The following is a 16,045-nucleotide window of genomic DNA, read 5'->3' as shown; positions in this document are numbered from 1 at the left end:
ATACGACCGGCAATGAAAAAGCCCGACACTTTAGTCGGGCTTTTTCATCACTGCTGTCAGGCGTTGCCTGCCTGTCGCAAGCGCGCAGCCTGGGTGAAGTCCAGCATGCGCTGCAATGGACGCACGGCATTGGGGATCAGCGCCGGGTCGACGACTATCTCGTTACTGCCCTCACGCAGGCACTGCAAGGTACGCTCAAGCGTATTCATCGCCATCCACGGGCAATGTGCACAGCTCCGGCACGCCGCGCCGTTGCCGGCCGTAGGCGCCTCGATGAAGATCTTGTCCGGGCACAGCTGCTGCATCTTGTAGAAGATGCCCCGGTCAGTGGCGACGATGAACGTCTTGTTGGGCAAGCGTTGCGCTGCGGCAATCATCTGACTGGTGGAGCCGACCACGTCAGCCAGCTCGATGACTGCTTCCGGCGACTCCGGGTGAACCAGAATCGCCGCCTCGGGGTACAGGGCTTTCATGTCTTCGAGCTGCTTGGATTTGAACTCTTCGTGGACGATGCAGGCACCGTCCCACAGCAGCATGTCGGCACCGGTTTCACGCTGAATGTAACGACCCAGGTGCTTGTCTGGCGCCCAGATGATTTTCTCACCGTTGTCCATCAGGCTCTCGACGATCTCCAGCGCGCAGCCAGAGGTTACCACCCAGTCCGCACGGGCTTTGACGGCTGCCGAGGTGTTGGCATACACCACCACGGTACGCTCCGGGTGCTGATCGCAAAAAGCGGAGAACTCGTCGACCGGGCACCCCACATCGAGCGAGCAGGTGGCTTCGAGCGTCGGCATGAACACGCGTTTTTCCGGGTTGAGAATTTTCGCGGTTTCGCCCATGAAACGTACACCCGCCACCAGCACAGTGCTGGCCGCATGGTTATTGCTGAAGCGCGCCATTTCCAGAGAGTCGGCCACGCAACCACCGGTTTCCTCGGCCAGCGCCTGGATAACCGGATCACAATAATAGTGAGCGACCAGCACGGCGTCCTGCTTCTTGAGTTCCTCAGCAATGTCGGCACGGTAACGCGCCTGCTCTGCCGGGCTCAACGTCCTGGGCTGTTTGGCATCAAGATGCGCCTGCACCAGGAAACGTTCGGAGATCTGTGTCATGTTCACGGGACCTGAAAGCGCCAGTGCGCGAAAGGCAAGTTTACACCCGAAATACAGGCAATAAAAAAAGCCTGACAGAGGCTGCGCCATCTGCACCAAGGCTTATGGCTGATATCCGGTGGATATCGGCCAGACTTCTTAAGGCGCGCCGATTCTAGCGCCAAAAAACTGATTTAACAGCTGTTTCTGGCTCAGCAGGCAGCGATGAGAAGCGTTCCTGAAAACCCGCTTGCCGAGGCGTGATTCCGACCGGCGACTCAATGAAACGACACCCGTTATGCCCTGTCACAAGCATCAGTCCCCCTTATGAAGGAGAAAATGACATGGCAAGCGAATCGACCAATACCCCGGTGTGGCTCATCACCGGCTGCTCCACCGGCTTCGGCCGCGAACTGGCCAAACTCGTCATCGCTCGCGGCTGGCGTCTCGTCGCAACGGCCAGGGACAAGTCGCGAGTCGCTGACCTGGCCGAGGCACGCAAGGCCAGGTACTGGCTGTCGACCTCGACGTCAGCAAGGCAGACCAGATAGAAGCCGCCGTGGCCGCCGCGAAGTCGCAGTTCGGCAAAATCGACGTGCTGGTCAACAACGCAGGTTACGGTTATCAGAGCTCGATCGAAGAAGGCGAAGACGCTGAAATCCGTGCCCAGTTCGATGCCAACGTGTTTGGTCTGTTCGCCATCACCCGCGCCGTGCTGCCGATCATGCGTGAGCAACGCAGCGGCCACATCATCAATATCACTTCGGTTGCCGGCCTGATCGGCTTTCCGGGATCAGGCTACTACGCAGCCTCCAAGCACGCCGTCGAAGGTTTTTCCGACGCGCTGCTCGCGGAGGTCAAGCCACTGGGGATTTCCGTCACGTGCGTAGAGCCGGGGCCGTTTCGCACCGACTGGGCGGGACGCTCACTACGCCAGACGCCATCGCGCATCGACGACTACAAGGACACTGCCACCAAGCGTCTGCAGTCGACCAGGCAATCGAGCGGCAATCAGGCCGGGGACCCGGTACGCGCCGCAGAGGCGATGATCGCCCTGACCCAAAAAGCCAATGTGCCGCGTCATCTTGTATTGGGCAGCTGGGGATATGACGCCGTGGTGGCTGATCGTCAGGCACGCTTGAAGCAGATCGAGCAGGTTCGTGACATCAGCACCGGCGCGGACTTTCCGAAAGAGTGAGGTGCTGAGCACTGCACGGCTGCCAGGCAGGGACGATGATGCTGTCAGGCACGCATCGCCTGCCCGTTCTCAAACTTTGGTCCAGGCCCTTAAATCGCCAGCCCGCAGTTGAGAATTGATGTCCTGCAACTGATGCAAAGGAAGTGCTCCCAGAGGCTTCCCCTTTGCCTGCTCGGCCACTTGAGCTACCAGGTTTTGCCGAAATGCCTGTATTTGTTGCGCGTCCAGATACTGAGCTTTTTCGCTTTTTTGGCCTTTAACACGCACGACTATATTGGCAGGCAATTCAAAGCCCTTGGCTGCGCACCCCAGGCACAATGTGGCGAAATCACCCAGGCTACGCACCTCCACTTCTTTCAGTTTTCCACCATTCTCCGGACTTCCGGCAAGTGGGTGCTCGGTATCCTGATAAGAGTGCTGTGTGGTTTTTGAGCGTAATTTGATTTCATGCGTAGACAGGTTGTTGATTTTCTCGAAACCGAACACCAGTGGAACAATAGCCCCCTTGTTCAACAAACCCAGGTAGGGGGCCTTGCCATTTTCCAGAGAACGCTGCAGTTCACTCGCTGCCTGATGATAAAAGCGATTCAGCTCTTCGCCCCGTAACTTCTTTACCTGCCCATCGACTCTCAACTCAATCGAGCCCGGTAACTTCAGCGTGTCCAGATGCTCGCCCAGTGGGGCATTGATGAATGGGAGCCCGCCTAATTTATTGATATACCCGGCATGCAGTAAACGCTGCAGCCACGCAGCACCTTCGATATGCAGCGTCTCTGGGCTGCTCACTTCAATCGATGGCGCGAGTTCATTGGTGGAGAGCGATCGGCCGTTGTCCAGCGCATGCAGGATCACTTGTGCCATGCGGTGTTGCTGAGCGCGCGAGTACGCGTTGCTGGGATGCATCCCTCACCTTTCGCATAGACTCGGGGCTTGCTGCGCAAGTCTGCACGAGTGGTTTCAGCGCTCGCACTTTCCCGCGTTCGATCAGAGAAAAACACCTTGCCTTCAAGAGACTGGGTTCCACCCTTTGCATCATTGACACCGCCCCTGAGCGCTCCCGATTGCAGGATTTCCAGCCCCCAGGGCGTTCCGTGCAGAGCCTCGGGCTTGGTATAGCCCAGTGGCGCGGTGGGGTTGAGTGACTGCAGTAATGCCATGCGCAGACTGGAACGGCTGCGCTCGTCGATATCGCGCATGGTGTCGAGGACGTCCAGAGGCGAGTGCCCTTGTGCGTCCAGTTTATTGGCGCGCGCGCCCTCATTGCGCAGGCGCGCTACGGCCTTGCTGTCGCGACTGGCCACTGCAGAATGCAGCGCAGTGCCAGACGATGGCGCTTGAGTTGCTGTCGAATGAGCGGGCGGGATGAAAGACGGAGAATTACGAATCGGGTTCATGGCGGGTCTCATGGCTAACCCCCCTTGGTGGACCCGACGCAGACCGCGGTTCCAATGCAGGCAAGCCTCTGTCCGTCACTGAAGGATGTCTTGCTGTTACACCGACTCCACCACCTCAATCATGCGTCGCCCTGGATCGGCGACGCACATACCGTACCAACGCCGCAACAGTCACCAGTGCTACCACCGCGAGGAAGATCGGCAGGCGATAGGGCTTCAGGTCGCCGAATAAATGCTGTAACGCTTCTCCGGCCCAATAGCCGGCGCAGACAAACAGGGTCGCCCAGACTGCCGCGCTAAGCACATTGATCAGCGCGAAACGCCAAGGCGACAGGCGACTTGCACCTATCACCATAGGCCCCACCAGGCGCATGCCGTAGAGAAAGCGAACAGCGAATACCGAGGTCGTGGGGTAACGCTGGATAAGACCCTCGACCCGCTTAATGGCAGATTGGTGACGCTTGAGCTTGGGCAGCAGACGCTCCCCGGAATAACGTCCGGTCCAGAATAGCAACTGATCGCCGAGCATACCGCCCAACGTGGCCAAGCCGATCACTTGCAGCAACTGCAGAGCACCTTGGTGCGCCGCCATACCGCCAAGGATCAACACTGTTTCGCCTTCCAGCAAACAGCCCAGGAAAATCACCCAATAGCCGTAGGCGGCGATCAGCGCGTTGAGGTCGAGATGTTCGAACATGGTCTTTCCTGTACGTCTGACATCACTTGAATCCAGGCTGAAATGCCAGCTTCGTCACTTTCTTCCCACCAGGTACCGTACGCCATGCTCACCAAACACTTCCGAATGGGGTTGGTTACATTCCAGGTGAAAAATATCTCCTGAGTTGTAGGTGAAATCGCCATCGGATTTACGGATGACCAGACTACCGTGCAGAACCAGCGCCATCGCCTCGAAGTTATGGGCGTGCGAATCGAGCGTACCAAACGCTTCGCGCTCAACTTCAACAACGGTGCCGAACCCTTCGGCAGCAAGCAGTTGCAAAAAAGCCTCTTTTTCCATTTCCACTTTTCCTGAATCTTTTGATGGGGTGGTGAACCCAATTGGCACCCGGAATGGCGGCGCCGTGACCACCCACTACGACAATGAATACAGCCTCGCAACATTCAAAAACGCCGCCCCTATAGATCCCCCCTTGAGAACAACATTCAATAAGTTTTCCAGCGCTTGGAACACGTGCCTAAGATCAGCCCAACCTGCCCTGTCGCTGGGGTAACCCGCCGGTAATTAGTCTTTGCCGCCAGGCTAATCCCCTCGTGCTGCATTGCTGAGTTTTTGCAGATCGAGAATTGTGACGGCACCGTATCGAACGACCAAAACGCCTTCGGCTTCCCACATTTTCAGCTGGCGGTTGACGCTCTGACGAGAAACACCCAGGTGTTGGGCGATATTTTCCTGGCTTATCTTCAGGTATGCCGCTTCTTCGATACCTGGACGTTTGACCAAGGCAATGAGTCGGTTAGCCAATCTGACAGGCAGAGGATTCAGGATCGTGTTCCCGGCCCACTCGAGCGCCATTCGAAATCTGCCACACACCAAACGAGTAATGGCTAGCAGAACATCCGGTCGGTGCTCAATGATTTGCCAGAATGCGCTTGCCGGAAGAACTGCAATACGCGCTTGCGAGGCGGCTCGAACGTCATACGTCCTGGGTAAGCCATCTAAAAGTGGCACTTCTCCGAACCAATCTCCGGACACCAATTGAGTAAGAAAGAGTTGGCGTCCGTTAGCGCCCAGGCTACTCACTCGCAAAGTGCCTTGAATCAGACGAAACATTCCCAGTGGTTCAGAGCCTTGAGGGAAGACTGCCTCTGATTTTACCAACGTCCTGACCCGCGAGGCCTCAAGCAAAATCGCGTCCACATCCGGGGGGAGGGAAAAGGATGAGGGAATAGCTTTAGCAGACAACTCAGACATTGCCAAAACCCGACAATCTTGGTTTGAAGGCTCGGATAGTATCAGACGCATCTGGCCTGTAGACGACAGGCATACCTGAATCAGGAACGTAGAATGTACGTAGGTCACTTCGCCATAGGCCTGGCAATCAAGGCACGCTATCCAAGGATCCCCGCGCTCCCCATCATGATGGGAGTCGGCTTCCTGGATCTGCTGGATGGGATATTCATCATTCTTGGCTTCAACACCGTCACCCCGAATTTAAACAGCGGGCCGTATCTGTTCTTTGATCTGACCTTTATCGACTGGGATCACTCATTGCTTGCCGCTGTGTTCTGGTCAGTGCTTTGGGGACTGCTTTTCGTAAAGCATCGACCAGTAGCCATTGTGGCAGCGCTGGCAGCTTTCTCTCACTTCATCGCGGACTGGCCGATGCACAACAGCGATCTGGCGCTTTATCCCCGCGCAGTTGAGCATTACGGTTATGGCCTATGGGGCAAGCTGGGGACTGCCTCCTGGATTCTCGAAGGCGCTTTTTCAGCCGTGCTGGCAGCCTATGCATGGCGGCTAAGTAGGCAACGTGGCGTGAGTTTGACCTGGCCTTGTGTGGTGCTGCTTGTCTTGTTCTTGCAGCTATCCCCGTTCGCTTCGCCCATGAAGTTTGTTGCCACTCTCGATGAACCTCTGACGCATATACTTCACGGGGTTCTGGTCTCGTCAGGCTTCCTGATTCCAGGGCTGCTGATGTCATGGTTGTTGAATAGAAGTGAGCGTTTACGAGGACAGCGGGGGCAATGAAGCGGTCGTTGGATCATTGAATTTGAGGCCTGACCCAAGCTGCAAACGCATTGGGCCAGACCTTCAGGCTAGACTTTAAATCGGTTGGTCATCTCCTGCAGCCTGGCGCTGACTCTGGCCAATTCAACGCTTGATGTCGCTGTCTCTTCACTGGCGGAAGCCGTTTGGTCTGAAATGTCCCTGACATTTGTGACGCCCCTGCCTATTTCTTCACCGACGTTAGTTTGCTGCTCAGTAGCAACGGCGATCTGTTCGTTCATCACCTCAATCTCATGAACAGATGCGGTAATACTCTGCAGCACCTCACTGGCTTGCGTGGACAGTTCGACACTGCTGTCCGTCAGTGCCAGATTTTGCTCTAGAACCTGGCCCATATGATCGGTACTGGTTTGCAGTTCGTTTATAAGCAGCGCGATCTCGTCTGTCGACGTGCGGGTGCGCACGGCCAGGCCTCTTACCTCGTCCGCGACGACAGCGAAACCACGTCCTGCCTCCCCGGCACGCGCAGCTTCAATGGCCGCGTTCAACGCCAGAAGGTTCGTCTGATCAGCCACCGTCTTTATCACATCCAGTACGCCACCGATGCTCTGAGTATTCCCTCTAAGCGCCGCCATCGCCGTCCTGGTCATGTTCATCTCACGCGCCAGGGTCTCTATCTGGGTACGAGTCCTGTCAACGACTTGCCCACCTTTTTGGGCCAGCTGACTGGCGATTTGCGCAGTATTTACGGCTTGAGCTGCATTACGAGATACCTCATGAGTAGTGGCTGTCATCTGCTGCATCGCAGTGGCAATCTGCTCAGTCTCCAGTTTCTGCGCGTTCACGCCCGCACTGGTCTGCTCCGTTACGGCTGAAAGCTGCTCTGCCGCGCTTGCCACCTGCACGATTCCGTCTTTCATTTCCCCAATCAAGCTTCGAAGCCCGGACGTCATGCGCAACATGCTGCCCTGCAACGCGCCAAGTTCATCGTTTCGAGTCACTTCTGTTCTGTACGTAAAGTCTCCCTCTGCAACGACTTCAACGATTTCAACAGTCTCTTTGAGAGGATGAACAATTGATCGGGTGATCAACCAGGCAGCAAGAACACCCAACAGGGCAGAGAGGGCCAGCCAGAGCAAAATCTTCTCCTGTGCTTTCTCTGCATCGGAGGCACGAAGCTCGTTCTGGATAGAGGTCATCTTGTCCGTAATGCCAAGAATGGTAGCGATCGACGTTGTGATACCGCCTTGAGCCTCATCAACTTTGGCTTGAGCGGCGACTAATGTTTCCAGTTGCCCGCTATAGGTGGCCATTCCTGCCGCCAACGCTTGAACGTCAGCACTGGGCAAACGGGTATTTTTGAGCGTATCGATACTGGCCACGACCTGCGCTATCGCCTGACGAACAGTGTCTTCCCCGCTTTTACTCGGGGATGCCGTATAAGAGCGAAACGCGGTACGCATCTTCTGGACCGAGATAAACAGTGCCGGCAGTTTCTGACGATCCGCTGCATTCCCGCTCTCGTCGTTGGCAGCGTCTGCGATCTTCAGCAACAAACCGTTAATCGTTTCGCCCGAAGCGCCGGCAAGGGTCCGCAGTTGCTCACGCTCTCGAGTAGCCTCGACTGATCGAGTATAGAACCCACGGTAAAGCTGCATCGTCGTTTGGGCTTCTTTGAGCAGCGCGATGTTATTGGCTGTTTTGAAACGTGGCGAGATGCTCACCAGCTGACGCTCCGTCCGCTCGAGTGCCTCCAACCACTTTGAAGCCTGTGCATCATCCGCTTTTAAAAAATAAACCAAACGCTCGATACGCATGTCTCGGGCGATTGAACTGAACTGAGCAATGTCTCCAGACAAATCAGCTCGACGCTTCAATGTATCGGTGGCGTCCTTTCCCGTGTAAGCCATTAACAGAATCATTAAAATCAACAGTCCGAAACCCACCAATAGCTTCGCCCGAACCGTCATATTACTTAACACACCAGATGTTGCGCTGGACATATATCTTTACTCATTGATTTTTTCGAAAACAAAAGTCCGCCGGACAGGTAGCGGAACATAGAGTCCGATACGCATCAGGATGAATTGATAATGTGAATCTGCTGAAACCCTCGACACGCTCGGTAAAAAGGTCACGTCACAGATCTGAAGTCACTGCGGCGTCATCCGGAGGGCCATTGAAGTACTTGAGTAAATACTCGAACTGTATGTGTTTTCTGGACAAAGAGGTGCCGAGGCAGGATAAACCTGTTCATAACCGAGGATCTCGAATTAAAGATGAAAGGCCGGTCCATGGCTATAAGCCATTATGTCGTCACTCTTTTCATTTTCTATAATTTTTTTGAGGCATGTCGACGAACGGACGAATAAAATTCGTCTCGGCACATGCATCTCAATGCTGAAAGCCACAGCTCATGATAATAATGAGTTACACAGAGAGGCAGCGACAATTAACTTTATTATCAAACAAACCGTTTGCATTATTGCCATCGCTGGCGCACTCATTTTAAAAAGACGTAAGGAACGCTGCTGTCGTTTGGCACGCTCGCCGTTGGCTTTGGCAAGACTATCAGCGCCCACGACACCAAAGCTCGGGCATTGAGTTTGATATCGGACGGATCAGAAATGGCAGTTGACATCACCGCTTGCCGGCGCATGTGTCGCGATAGGTGACTGCGGGTCTGGGTGCGCGACATTTGAACGGTCTTCTTCGAAAGACCTGCCAACTGCTTCACAGATCGCTGCATCAACCCCATGACGGAAGCCCAGAGTAGCTATCCGAGCATGACAATCCGCAACGCAAAAAAAAACCTGGAAATCCGCATTTTCATGGGCCTTCCAGATTTTCGAAATGGTGGGTCGTGTGGGATTCGAACCTACGACCAATTGGTTAAAAGCCAATTGGTCGTAACGCTGAGGCAGGACCCCGCTTGAGATCGTTCAGTATCCCAAACCGCAGTCTCTAATGTCCCCATTAGAGGCTTTAAATCATGTATATAACCTCGCTTTTGTCCACCAAAGGTGGTGTCGGTAAAACCACTTTGGCTGCCAACATCGGCGGCTTCTGCGCCGACGCCGGCTTGAGGGTCCTCCTCCTCGACATGGACCCTGTCCAGCCTTCACTGTCCTCCTATTACCCAATGGCACAGGAAGTCAGCGGCGGCATATTCGACCTCATCGCACATAACCTGACTGATCCAGAGCGAATCATATCGAGGACAAGCATCCCGAACCTGTCCTTGATCTTGTCGAACGACCCCAACAACCAGTTGATTAGCCTCCTGCTTCAGGCTGCGGATGGTCGTCTGCGATTGGCTTCTCTGCTGAAAGCTTTCGAGGGTCAATTCGACCTGATTCTCATTGATACCCAGGGCGCACGAAGCGTCATGTTGGAGATGGTGGTTTTAGCGTCAGATCTTGCTGTATCCCCGTTGCCACCGAACATGCTCAGCGCCCGCGAGTTTAACCGTGGGACGTTGCAAATGCTTGAAGGACTGCGTCCTTACTCGAGGCTTGGACTGCACGTCCCTCCAATCAAGGTTGTAGTCAACTGCCTCGACCAGACCGTTGACGCTCGCGGGATTCATGACGCCATCAGAAAGACCTTCGCAGACAACATGGAAGTCGATGTCCTCAACAGCACAGTTCCTGCTTCAGTAATTTTCCGCGAGGGATCTACAGCAGGCATGTCGGCACATCGGCTCGAATACAAAAAACCTTCCAATCGACGCGCGCCGAGCGCGCTACAGGTCATTCGAGAGCTTGTGGTTGAGCTTTTTCCGCAGTGGACCGACCGTTTCGAGGCGATGACTGAATCCGCTGTAGAGGCCCTGGTAAAAGGGGGTCAATGAGATGGCAAAGACAAATCTCACGGAAGCTTCCGGCATTACTCCTCAGTTGATGCAGAAGCTCAACGAGCAGTACGACTCATCACAACTGCGCGCCGCTCAGACCAAGCTTACGAACACGTCACGTGAGCTCCGCAATTTAAGCTCCGGCCATAAGATGGGCCGCGGCTTGATTAGTCGACTGGGTGATTACTTGAGCGTGGAACAGCGTGAACTGCTCTCACAGGCCGCGCAGCTCCTTGAATCAGTGAACTCTCATGTCGAGCATGCCAAGGAAAAACGTGTACGCGACGAGAAAGCGGTTAAACGTCGGCAGGAGGCTCGGAACGCAAGAGCGAAACTACTGATTGCGGCCACATATCCCCTACCCACTGAGAGCCTGGACCAGAAACTTGAGCTCCTGAAAACGGCGCTGTTATTCAACCGCATCGGCGCATATGACAGTTTCTACTCCGCAGTCGAGCTTAATAGCGAGATCCGAAGCACCTTACTGACGCCGTTCAGCAGACTGATAGGTTGGGGAAGCCTGACCGCTTACCGACTCAGTTGCCTAGGCTCGCTTCGTATCCGGCTCGTTGAGGCATTGACTAATGACATCTCTTACGACGATGGATCTGAGGTCGAGGATCGGCTAGCCGCTCTGCAGTCAAAAGTCCGTGATGCGAATGCTAAAGCCGCGCTCACAGCTGAAGAACATGAAACCCTCAGACTCTGGAAAGAGGCTCTGGCAGTTGAGGCAGTACCGGAGGTACGGCCATGAGCATTGACCGCCAACGGATAATCGACAAAGTCATCAAATGCTTCGCACTGGCACGTTCTGCGGGTGCCTCTCCTAATGAGGCTGAGACAGCCCTGCGGCAAGGCCGCAAGCTTATGGAGCAGTACCAGCTCGAAGAGCTTGAGGTGGACGCCCACCTCGCACGTGAGGCGTCAGTATCTGCCGGCACAAAGCGAGCGCCAGCGAGTTGGCTGCACAGCCTGGCAGGCACGTGCGCGAGCGCTTTCGACTGCGATTGTTTTGCTTTCCCCTCACGGCCTGGAGACTGGCATTTCAAGTTCGTCGGGTTAGGTGTATCGCCCGATCTGGCGTGCTATGCCTATTCCGCGCTTCATCTGCAGCTTGTTTCGGCGCGTCGTCAGCACGTTTCGCAGCTCAAACGCTGCAATCCAACCACCAAAAGACGGCGTGGACGGATTTTTGCCGAAGCATGGATCAATGCGGTGGCCACCAACGTTTACAAATTCGCCGGTCGACAAAATGCTGAAGCTCAGCAAGCGATAAGCGCTTACCTCAGCCTGCACCACCCCACCGTAGTCGAAAAAGAGCTTGAGCCCACCTCTGTTAAGGGCCACGACCTGAAATCTCAACATCAGGGCTGGACGCAAGGTTCTAGAGCAGCGTTGCACAGAGGCGTCGATCAGCACTCCCAGTCCCCGGCAAGAATCGGGAGGGCTTGATGGACATTTCTCATATGTCACCTCCCCACTCCGTGGAAGCCGAACAAGCTGTGCTTGGCGGACTGATGCTTGATAACGAGTCCTGGGACCTGATCGCAGACCGTATTAAAGCCGATGATTTCTACCGGGCCGAGCACCGTCTGATATTCCAGAGCATTGCTGGGCTGGCTGAATCGAATAGGCCATTTGACGTGGTCACGGTTTCCGACTCCATTACAGCAATAGATGCTGCTGGGGGCTTGGCTTATCTCAGTGAGCTCGCCAAAAACACGCCTTCTGTGGCCAACATCAAGGCTTATGCAGAAACAGTGAGTAACCGAGCTCATCTACGCCGGATTATTTCACACGGCTATGCATGTACCCGGGAGGCTTCAGATCCTCAAGCGAATGCGTCTGAGGTTCAGGACGTCATCGAGCAGCAACTTTTTGCTTTGGGGCAAGGACGGCAGACTTCCGACTTTGTGGACGTCAACCAGATGCTTATGCAGGTGGTCGACAAGATCGATCTTCGCTTCAACGCTGGGGAGTCGGTCGTTGGATTGCCCACAGGGCTTTCCGATCTTGATGAATTGACGGGCGGACTACAACCAGCCGATCTGATCATTATTGCGGCCAGACCCTCCATGGGCAAAACCAGCCTGGCGCTCAACTTGGTAGACGCTGCGCTTCAAAAAGATACTCAGGCCACTGTTCAGGTCTACAGCCTCGAGATGCCGGCAGAGGCGATCATTTACAGGCTCATCTCGATCCTGGGGCACCTGAACCTGGAGAAGTTGATACGCGGGCAGTTGGAGGATGAGGACTGGCCGAAGCTCGCGATGGCAGTGCAAAAGATCAACTCGTATGGCGATCGCCTTGTAATTGATGATCAAGCTGACCTCACTCCCTCGGCAATTCGTGCGCGGGCTCGCAGAGGCGCACGGCGTTTCGGAAAGCCAGTCCTGATATTGATCGATTATCTGCAAATGATGAAATGTCCAGGTAAAGAAAATCGGACCAATGAAATCAGTGAGATATCTCGGTCACTCAAGGCTTTGGCCAAAGAGTTCGACTGTCCTGTCGTGGCGCTCTCTCAGCTCAACAGAGAACTTGAGCGGCGTCCGAACAAGCGACCTATCAATGCAGACCTCCGTGAGTCGGGCGCGCTTGAGCAAGACGCTGACCTGATTCTGTTCGTATATCGGGACGAGGTTTACAACCCCGACAGCGAGCAAAAAGGGGTCGCCGAACTCATTCTCAGCAAGCACCGAAACGGCGCGCTCGGCACCGTCCGAACGGCCTTCATCCCCCAACACACCCGTTTCGAAAACCTCTCGGCCGCCGCATGGCAAGGAGCTCGATCATGAGCGCGCGCAATAAACCTCTTTGCATAACTCATGAGTGCCGCACGTGCGGCCACCACCACCCTTTCACCGCGGTCATGCCAGCAGGAAAACGTGCGCCCGAGTGCCCTTCGTGCCATAGCGGTGAAGTCGTAGAACTGGAGCTGGTGCACCCACAGTGGAGCGTTGTGGCCTCCAGTAAGGCACCAGACAGCAAGGAGTACACCGTCGTGTTCCGCATGAGCCCAGGTACTTCCAGAAAAGCCTTCATGAAAAAACTCACTGACACCTTTGTCGACCACGAGGTTGAAATCCTAGAGATCCAGTCGGGTGACAAGCTCGGCGGATTGGGAGGCCAGTGACATGCAGCTATATCACACTACTGAAGAAGATCTGCCGGTCCAGTCGGACCGGGAAAAAGAGCGCCTCCGGAGCGATATCGAGAAGGCGATGGCTGATTACTTAAGTCGTGGGGGCGCTATCAACCAGGTTGAAGCGAGCCAGCGCTCGAATGACAGCTCATTCATTATCAACTCTGAAAAAACCGCACAGTTGAAGGCGGATACCAGCGCTCGTGGGCGGAAAAAAACAAACGATCTGACCGACACAGAGCTGGCGCGACTGCTGAAAGCCCACTGCACAGCAGGGGCATCACTGGCGTCCGCCGCTGCGACGCTCAATCAAACGCGGAAGCGTTGTGAAGCCATAGCTCGTCGCTATCAGATCCCCTTCCGCTCTGCTGCTTTTACAAAAGCGAGGGCGCGGTCATGAGCAATACATCTACGTCTCTTCGAGGCAGGAAAAAGTCTCTGCAGGACTTGGCTGACTTCGCCATCTCACAGGGATGGGCAGTGCATCGCACTCATGGTGGGCATATCAAGTTCACCAAAGGTGGGTGTTCACCCATCTTCACTTCTTTCACACCCAGCGACCACAGGGCCGGCCTCAATGCTCGCGCTCAATTGCGCCGCGCACAAAACCAAAGCCAGATTGGAGATCGCCATGCTGAATAACGAAGCTGTGAATATTCGTGAGGACGACAAAGACGAGAAGTTCGTCATCCGCCTACCTACCGGAATGAGGGGCCGGGTCCGTGGGGCTGCAAAAGCAAACCATCGCTCAATGAACTCAGAAATCATAAGCCGTATTGAAGCGACGCTTCGTCACGAGCAGGAGATTGCGAGGCTTACGGCTGTGATCGATGTGCTGCTCAAAGGCGGAACACCCACCAGCAACGTCATCCAACTTCCTGAGGCGGGCCAATAATCATGGCAAGCAAACTGACTGCAGATGACATCTCGGGCAAGTTGTTACAAGGCTCATTCAGTCGATCTGGCCCCGCGGTCGATCAGCTGCCGGATCCGATTGTAGATACGCCCATGGTTCTCACCCTGGACGAGATGAAAGCTTTCGAGCAAAACCCGCGCACCGTGACCAATGCGAAGTACAAAGAGATCAAAGATTCCATCAGGCAGCGCGGCCTGGATCATCGCCCTACAGTTACGCGTCGACCTGGCGAAATTAAATTCACAATCAACAACGGTGGCAACACACGCCTGCAGATTCTCCGGGAGCTATACAGCGAAACCGGCGAAGACCGTTTCTATCGACACAATGTTCTGTTTCGGCCCTGGGACTCAGCACGTGGGGAGATTATCGCTCTCACAGGTCACCTTTCGGAGAACGATCTTCGCGGTTCTCTAATGTTCATAGAAAGGGCTGTGGGCATAGAAAGTGCCCGCGCCATTTATGAGAAAGAAGCCGGTGAGTCCATATCTCAAAGGGAGCTGGTTCGAAGGCTAAGTGCCGACGGCTATCCGGTTTCCCAGTCACATATCAGCAAGATGCAGGATACGGTTCGCTGCCTTCTTCCAGTAATACCCAGTGCGCTTTATTCAGGGTTAGGAAAACCTCAGATCGAGCGTCTCCTTTCGCTACGCAAGGCTGCTGGCCAGACCTGGCTCACGCATACAGAGGGGAAAGAACACATCCCTGACTTCGAAGGTTTGTTCCAGGACGTACTTTCGCTGTTCGATGGAGATGCAAGCGAGTTTGTATACGAGCGGGTTCAGGATGAGCTGATCAGTCACATGCAGTCGGGAACGGGGCTATCTTACGAGCAGCTCCTGCTCACACTGAGTGAAAATCAGAACCAAGCACGGCGTTCATCTGTGATCGACACGCCAGTGAGTTTGACGCCAGCTCAACAGCCTCGACCTGACGGTCTTCCGCCTGAGGGTGACGTTCCGGGTATCGATCAGCAACAGGAACCAGGCATTCAGGCTCCCCCATCTGAGGCTGACAAAACCAAGGGCAAACAGGACGTCTCACCGAAGTCCTCAAAAAACGAAGCTGACAAGCCGCCTCAGGCTCCTGAACTCACAGAGGAGGAGCGCGCAGCAAGGGTTGCCGGGCATATCGTTAGCCCGATATCCACCACTGAACGTGTGCAGGATGTAAAGCGGCAGTTGGCAGCCCTCGATGGGGAAAATCTGCCCGACTTCAAGACAAATGCACTGATTTCGATACCCGTCCAAGCGGGTGGGTTACATCCTATCTCTGACGTCTGGTACATCGAACGTATCCTCGATCAGCCGGATGAATTGCGGCCGGTAATCGCTCAGCTCGCCCGGGAAATCGCCCACCTGTCAGGCATCAATCCTGACAGCGTGATTGATGTACCAGGTGGTTTGGGCTTCCTCTGCCAAGACCCTCCTGAGGATGTAGACCTCAGCGATCTGGCCAATAACGTACTGACCCTTCTCCAGTCGATTAGTGGCGTATACGCAATTGCCTTGATCAAAGAGTCCCCAGAGCAACCACTGGATGTGTCCGAGTTTCAGTTCACCGCAGCGCTGGCCCAGTTGCTGTTAGGTAGCCCGAGATACGAAGACCGTGAAGCAATTCTCCAGGGACGCTTGGACGATACCTGCATCGTGAAGCTTTTCCGACTCATTCGCCTCGGCCGACGGCTGGTGGAGCTGGAGATGGGAAGCGTCAGCGTGGTTCAGACCCCATGAGGTTTTTTTCCGACGTTGTG

At 55.0% G+C, this 16,045-nt stretch carries 20 protein-coding genes; 12 read left to right on the top strand and 8 right to left on the bottom strand.

Annotation, left to right across the window (positions count from 1 at the left end; all coding sequences use genetic code 11):
* Positions 1 to 56: 56 nt before the first annotated feature.
* Positions 57 to 1,115, bottom strand: coding sequence for a quinolinate synthase NadA (nadA, locus tag JOE39_RS01315; RefSeq protein ID WP_003345534.1), 1,059 nt, complete (start codon positions 1,113 to 1,115; stop codon positions 57 to 59).
* Positions 1,116 to 1,438: 323 nt separating this feature from the next.
* On the opposite strand from nadA, the gene JOE39_RS26500 reads away from it, so the two are divergent.
* Both JOE39_RS26500 and JOE39_RS01310 read left to right on the top strand, forming a co-directional pair.
* Entirely contained in the window at positions 1,439 to 1,645 is a 207-nt protein-coding gene (locus tag JOE39_RS26500; RefSeq protein ID WP_348635288.1) for an SDR family NAD(P)-dependent oxidoreductase, read from the top strand.
* A gap of 8 nt (positions 1,646 to 1,653) precedes the next feature.
* Entirely contained in the window at positions 1,654 to 2,292 is a 639-nt protein-coding gene (locus JOE39_RS01310) for an SDR family NAD(P)-dependent oxidoreductase (RefSeq protein WP_348635286.1), read from the top strand.
* Between the two features lie 69 nt (positions 2,293 to 2,361).
* Here the strand turns inward: JOE39_RS01310 and JOE39_RS01305 are convergent, their stop codons facing one another.
* The 5 genes from JOE39_RS01305 to JOE39_RS01290 all read right to left on the bottom strand — a co-directional run bounded on the left by JOE39_RS01305 (position 2,362) and on the right by JOE39_RS01290 (position 5,619).
* Positions 2,362 to 3,153: an ankyrin repeat domain-containing protein gene (locus JOE39_RS01305; RefSeq protein WP_245227464.1), complete on the bottom strand. Its 792-nt coding sequence runs from the start codon at positions 3,151 to 3,153 to the stop codon at positions 2,362 to 2,364.
* Positions 3,141 to 3,686 carry a hypothetical protein gene (locus JOE39_RS26250; protein ID WP_245227463.1) on the bottom strand — a complete coding sequence of 182 codons (546 nt, stop codon included), beginning with the start codon at positions 3,684 to 3,686 and terminating at the stop codon, positions 3,141 to 3,143. Before JOE39_RS26250 ends, JOE39_RS01305 begins: the two co-directional genes overlap by 13 nt.
* A 115-nt stretch (positions 3,687 to 3,801) precedes the next feature.
* Complete coding sequence (locus tag JOE39_RS01300; protein ID WP_010415198.1) at positions 3,802 to 4,383, bottom strand: DedA family protein; 582 nt, start codon at positions 4,381 to 4,383, stop codon at positions 3,802 to 3,804.
* A 54-nt stretch (positions 4,384 to 4,437) separates the two neighbouring features.
* A complete protein-coding gene (locus tag JOE39_RS01295; protein ID WP_003345526.1) occupies positions 4,438 to 4,704 on the bottom strand; it encodes a hypothetical protein in 267 nt (88 codons plus the stop codon).
* A gap of 243 nt (positions 4,705 to 4,947) precedes the next feature.
* Positions 4,948 to 5,619, bottom strand: a complete 672-nt coding sequence (locus JOE39_RS01290; RefSeq protein WP_162885482.1) for a Crp/Fnr family transcriptional regulator — start codon at positions 5,617 to 5,619, stop codon at positions 4,948 to 4,950.
* Between the two features lie 93 nt (positions 5,620 to 5,712).
* Here JOE39_RS01290 and JOE39_RS01285 point away from each other — a divergent pair, with 93 nt between their 5' ends.
* Entirely contained in the window at positions 5,713 to 6,396 is a 684-nt protein-coding gene (locus JOE39_RS01285; RefSeq protein WP_024648310.1) for a hypothetical protein, read from the top strand.
* Between the two features lie 68 nt (positions 6,397 to 6,464).
* On the opposite strand, the gene JOE39_RS01280 is transcribed toward JOE39_RS01285, so the two are convergent.
* Together JOE39_RS01280 and JOE39_RS01275 are read right to left on the bottom strand one after the other, a co-directional pair.
* On the bottom strand, positions 6,465 to 8,378 hold the full coding sequence (locus tag JOE39_RS01280; RefSeq protein WP_024692505.1) for a methyl-accepting chemotaxis protein: 1,914 nt from the start codon (positions 8,376 to 8,378) through the stop codon (positions 6,465 to 6,467).
* A 500-nt stretch (positions 8,379 to 8,878) separates the two neighbouring features.
* On the bottom strand, positions 8,879 to 9,112 hold the full coding sequence (locus JOE39_RS01275; RefSeq protein WP_210078026.1) for a hypothetical protein: 234 nt from the start codon (positions 9,110 to 9,112) through the stop codon (positions 8,879 to 8,881).
* A 255-nt stretch (positions 9,113 to 9,367) separates the two neighbouring features.
* Between JOE39_RS01275 and JOE39_RS01270 the strand changes: the two genes are divergently transcribed.
* The 9 genes from JOE39_RS01270 to JOE39_RS01235 are packed head-to-tail and all read left to right on the top strand — an operon-like array spanning position 9,368 to position 16,025.
* Entirely contained in the window at positions 9,368 to 10,228 is an 861-nt protein-coding gene (locus tag JOE39_RS01270) for a ParA family protein (protein ID WP_005895559.1), read from the top strand.
* Position 10,229: 1 nt separating this feature from the next.
* The gene (locus JOE39_RS01265) at positions 10,230 to 10,985 is read left to right on the top strand and encodes a hypothetical protein (protein WP_017699424.1); all 756 of its coding nucleotides are present in this window, start codon (positions 10,230 to 10,232) and stop codon (positions 10,983 to 10,985) included.
* Positions 10,982 to 11,683 carry a DUF2786 domain-containing protein gene (locus tag JOE39_RS01260; RefSeq protein WP_004409822.1) on the top strand — a complete coding sequence of 234 codons (702 nt, stop codon included), beginning with the start codon at positions 10,982 to 10,984 and terminating at the stop codon, positions 11,681 to 11,683. The genes JOE39_RS01265 and JOE39_RS01260 overlap by 4 nt, the downstream gene beginning before the upstream one ends.
* On the top strand, positions 11,683 to 13,029 hold the full coding sequence (gene dnaB, locus JOE39_RS01255; RefSeq protein ID WP_024666891.1) for a replicative DNA helicase: 1,347 nt from the start codon (positions 11,683 to 11,685) through the stop codon (positions 13,027 to 13,029). The genes JOE39_RS01260 and dnaB overlap by 1 nt, the downstream gene beginning before the upstream one ends.
* On the top strand, positions 13,026 to 13,367 hold the full coding sequence (locus tag JOE39_RS01250) for a hypothetical protein (RefSeq protein ID WP_003424982.1): 342 nt from the start codon (positions 13,026 to 13,028) through the stop codon (positions 13,365 to 13,367). Before dnaB ends, JOE39_RS01250 begins: the two co-directional genes overlap by 4 nt.
* A gap of 1 nt (position 13,368) precedes the next feature.
* Positions 13,369 to 13,776 (top strand): hypothetical protein, encoded by a 408-nt coding sequence (locus tag JOE39_RS01245; RefSeq protein ID WP_003424983.1) that lies wholly within the window; start codon positions 13,369 to 13,371, stop codon positions 13,774 to 13,776.
* Positions 13,773 to 14,018 carry a hypothetical protein gene (locus JOE39_RS26245; protein ID WP_024661822.1) on the top strand — a complete coding sequence of 82 codons (246 nt, stop codon included), beginning with the start codon at positions 13,773 to 13,775 and terminating at the stop codon, positions 14,016 to 14,018. The genes JOE39_RS01245 and JOE39_RS26245 overlap by 4 nt, the downstream gene beginning before the upstream one ends.
* The gene (locus tag JOE39_RS01240) at positions 13,954 to 14,271 is read left to right on the top strand and encodes an Arc family DNA-binding protein (RefSeq protein WP_003317584.1); all 318 of its coding nucleotides are present in this window, start codon (positions 13,954 to 13,956) and stop codon (positions 14,269 to 14,271) included. The genes JOE39_RS26245 and JOE39_RS01240 overlap by 65 nt, the downstream gene beginning before the upstream one ends.
* Positions 14,272 to 14,273: 2 nt before the next feature.
* On the top strand, positions 14,274 to 16,025 hold the full coding sequence (locus JOE39_RS01235) for a ParB family protein (RefSeq protein WP_003317583.1): 1,752 nt from the start codon (positions 14,274 to 14,276) through the stop codon (positions 16,023 to 16,025).
* Positions 16,026 to 16,045 lie beyond the last annotated feature (20 nt).

This window comes from Pseudomonas sp. PvP100 (genome assembly GCF_017833055.1).
Classification (GTDB): Bacteria; Pseudomonadota; Gammaproteobacteria; order Pseudomonadales; family Pseudomonadaceae; genus Aquipseudomonas; species Aquipseudomonas syringae.
This window is presented reverse-complemented; position numbering and strand designations above follow the sequence as displayed.

Coding starts and splice junctions, on each gene's coding strand:
- JOE39_RS01240 (WP_003317584.1), top strand. CDS start 13,954: ATGCTCGCGCTCAATTGCGCCGCGCACAAAACCAAAGCCAGATTGGAG.
- JOE39_RS26500 (WP_348635288.1), top strand. CDS start 1,439: ATGGCAAGCGAATCGACCAATACCCCGGTGTGGCTCATCACCGGCTGC.
- JOE39_RS01285 (WP_024648310.1), top strand. CDS start 5,713: ATGTACGTAGGTCACTTCGCCATAGGCCTGGCAATCAAGGCACGCTAT.
- JOE39_RS01235 (WP_003317583.1), top strand. CDS start 14,274: ATGGCAAGCAAACTGACTGCAGATGACATCTCGGGCAAGTTGTTACAA.
- nadA (WP_003345534.1), bottom strand. CDS start 1,115: ATGACACAGATCTCCGAACGTTTCCTGGTGCAGGCGCATCTTGATGCC.
- JOE39_RS01300 (WP_010415198.1), bottom strand. CDS start 4,383: ATGTTCGAACATCTCGACCTCAACGCGCTGATCGCCGCCTACGGCTAT.
- JOE39_RS01245 (WP_003424983.1), top strand. CDS start 13,369: ATGCAGCTATATCACACTACTGAAGAAGATCTGCCGGTCCAGTCGGAC.
- JOE39_RS01295 (WP_003345526.1), bottom strand. CDS start 4,704: ATGGAAAAAGAGGCTTTTTTGCAACTGCTTGCTGCCGAAGGGTTCGGC.
- JOE39_RS26245 (WP_024661822.1), top strand. CDS start 13,773: ATGAGCAATACATCTACGTCTCTTCGAGGCAGGAAAAAGTCTCTGCAG.
- JOE39_RS26250 (WP_245227463.1), bottom strand. CDS start 3,686: ATGAACCCGATTCGTAATTCTCCGTCTTTCATCCCGCCCGCTCATTCG.
- JOE39_RS01265 (WP_017699424.1), top strand. CDS start 10,230: ATGGCAAAGACAAATCTCACGGAAGCTTCCGGCATTACTCCTCAGTTG.
- JOE39_RS01305 (WP_245227464.1), bottom strand. CDS start 3,153: ATGGCACAAGTGATCCTGCATGCGCTGGACAACGGCCGATCGCTCTCC.
- JOE39_RS01260 (WP_004409822.1), top strand. CDS start 10,982: ATGAGCATTGACCGCCAACGGATAATCGACAAAGTCATCAAATGCTTC.
- JOE39_RS01290 (WP_162885482.1), bottom strand. CDS start 5,619: ATGTCTGAGTTGTCTGCTAAAGCTATTCCCTCATCCTTTTCCCTCCCC.
- JOE39_RS01280 (WP_024692505.1), bottom strand. CDS start 8,378: ATGTCCAGCGCAACATCTGGTGTGTTAAGTAATATGACGGTTCGGGCG.
- dnaB (WP_024666891.1), top strand. CDS start 11,683: ATGGACATTTCTCATATGTCACCTCCCCACTCCGTGGAAGCCGAACAA.
- JOE39_RS01250 (WP_003424982.1), top strand. CDS start 13,026: ATGAGCGCGCGCAATAAACCTCTTTGCATAACTCATGAGTGCCGCACG.
- JOE39_RS01270 (WP_005895559.1), top strand. CDS start 9,368: ATGTATATAACCTCGCTTTTGTCCACCAAAGGTGGTGTCGGTAAAACC.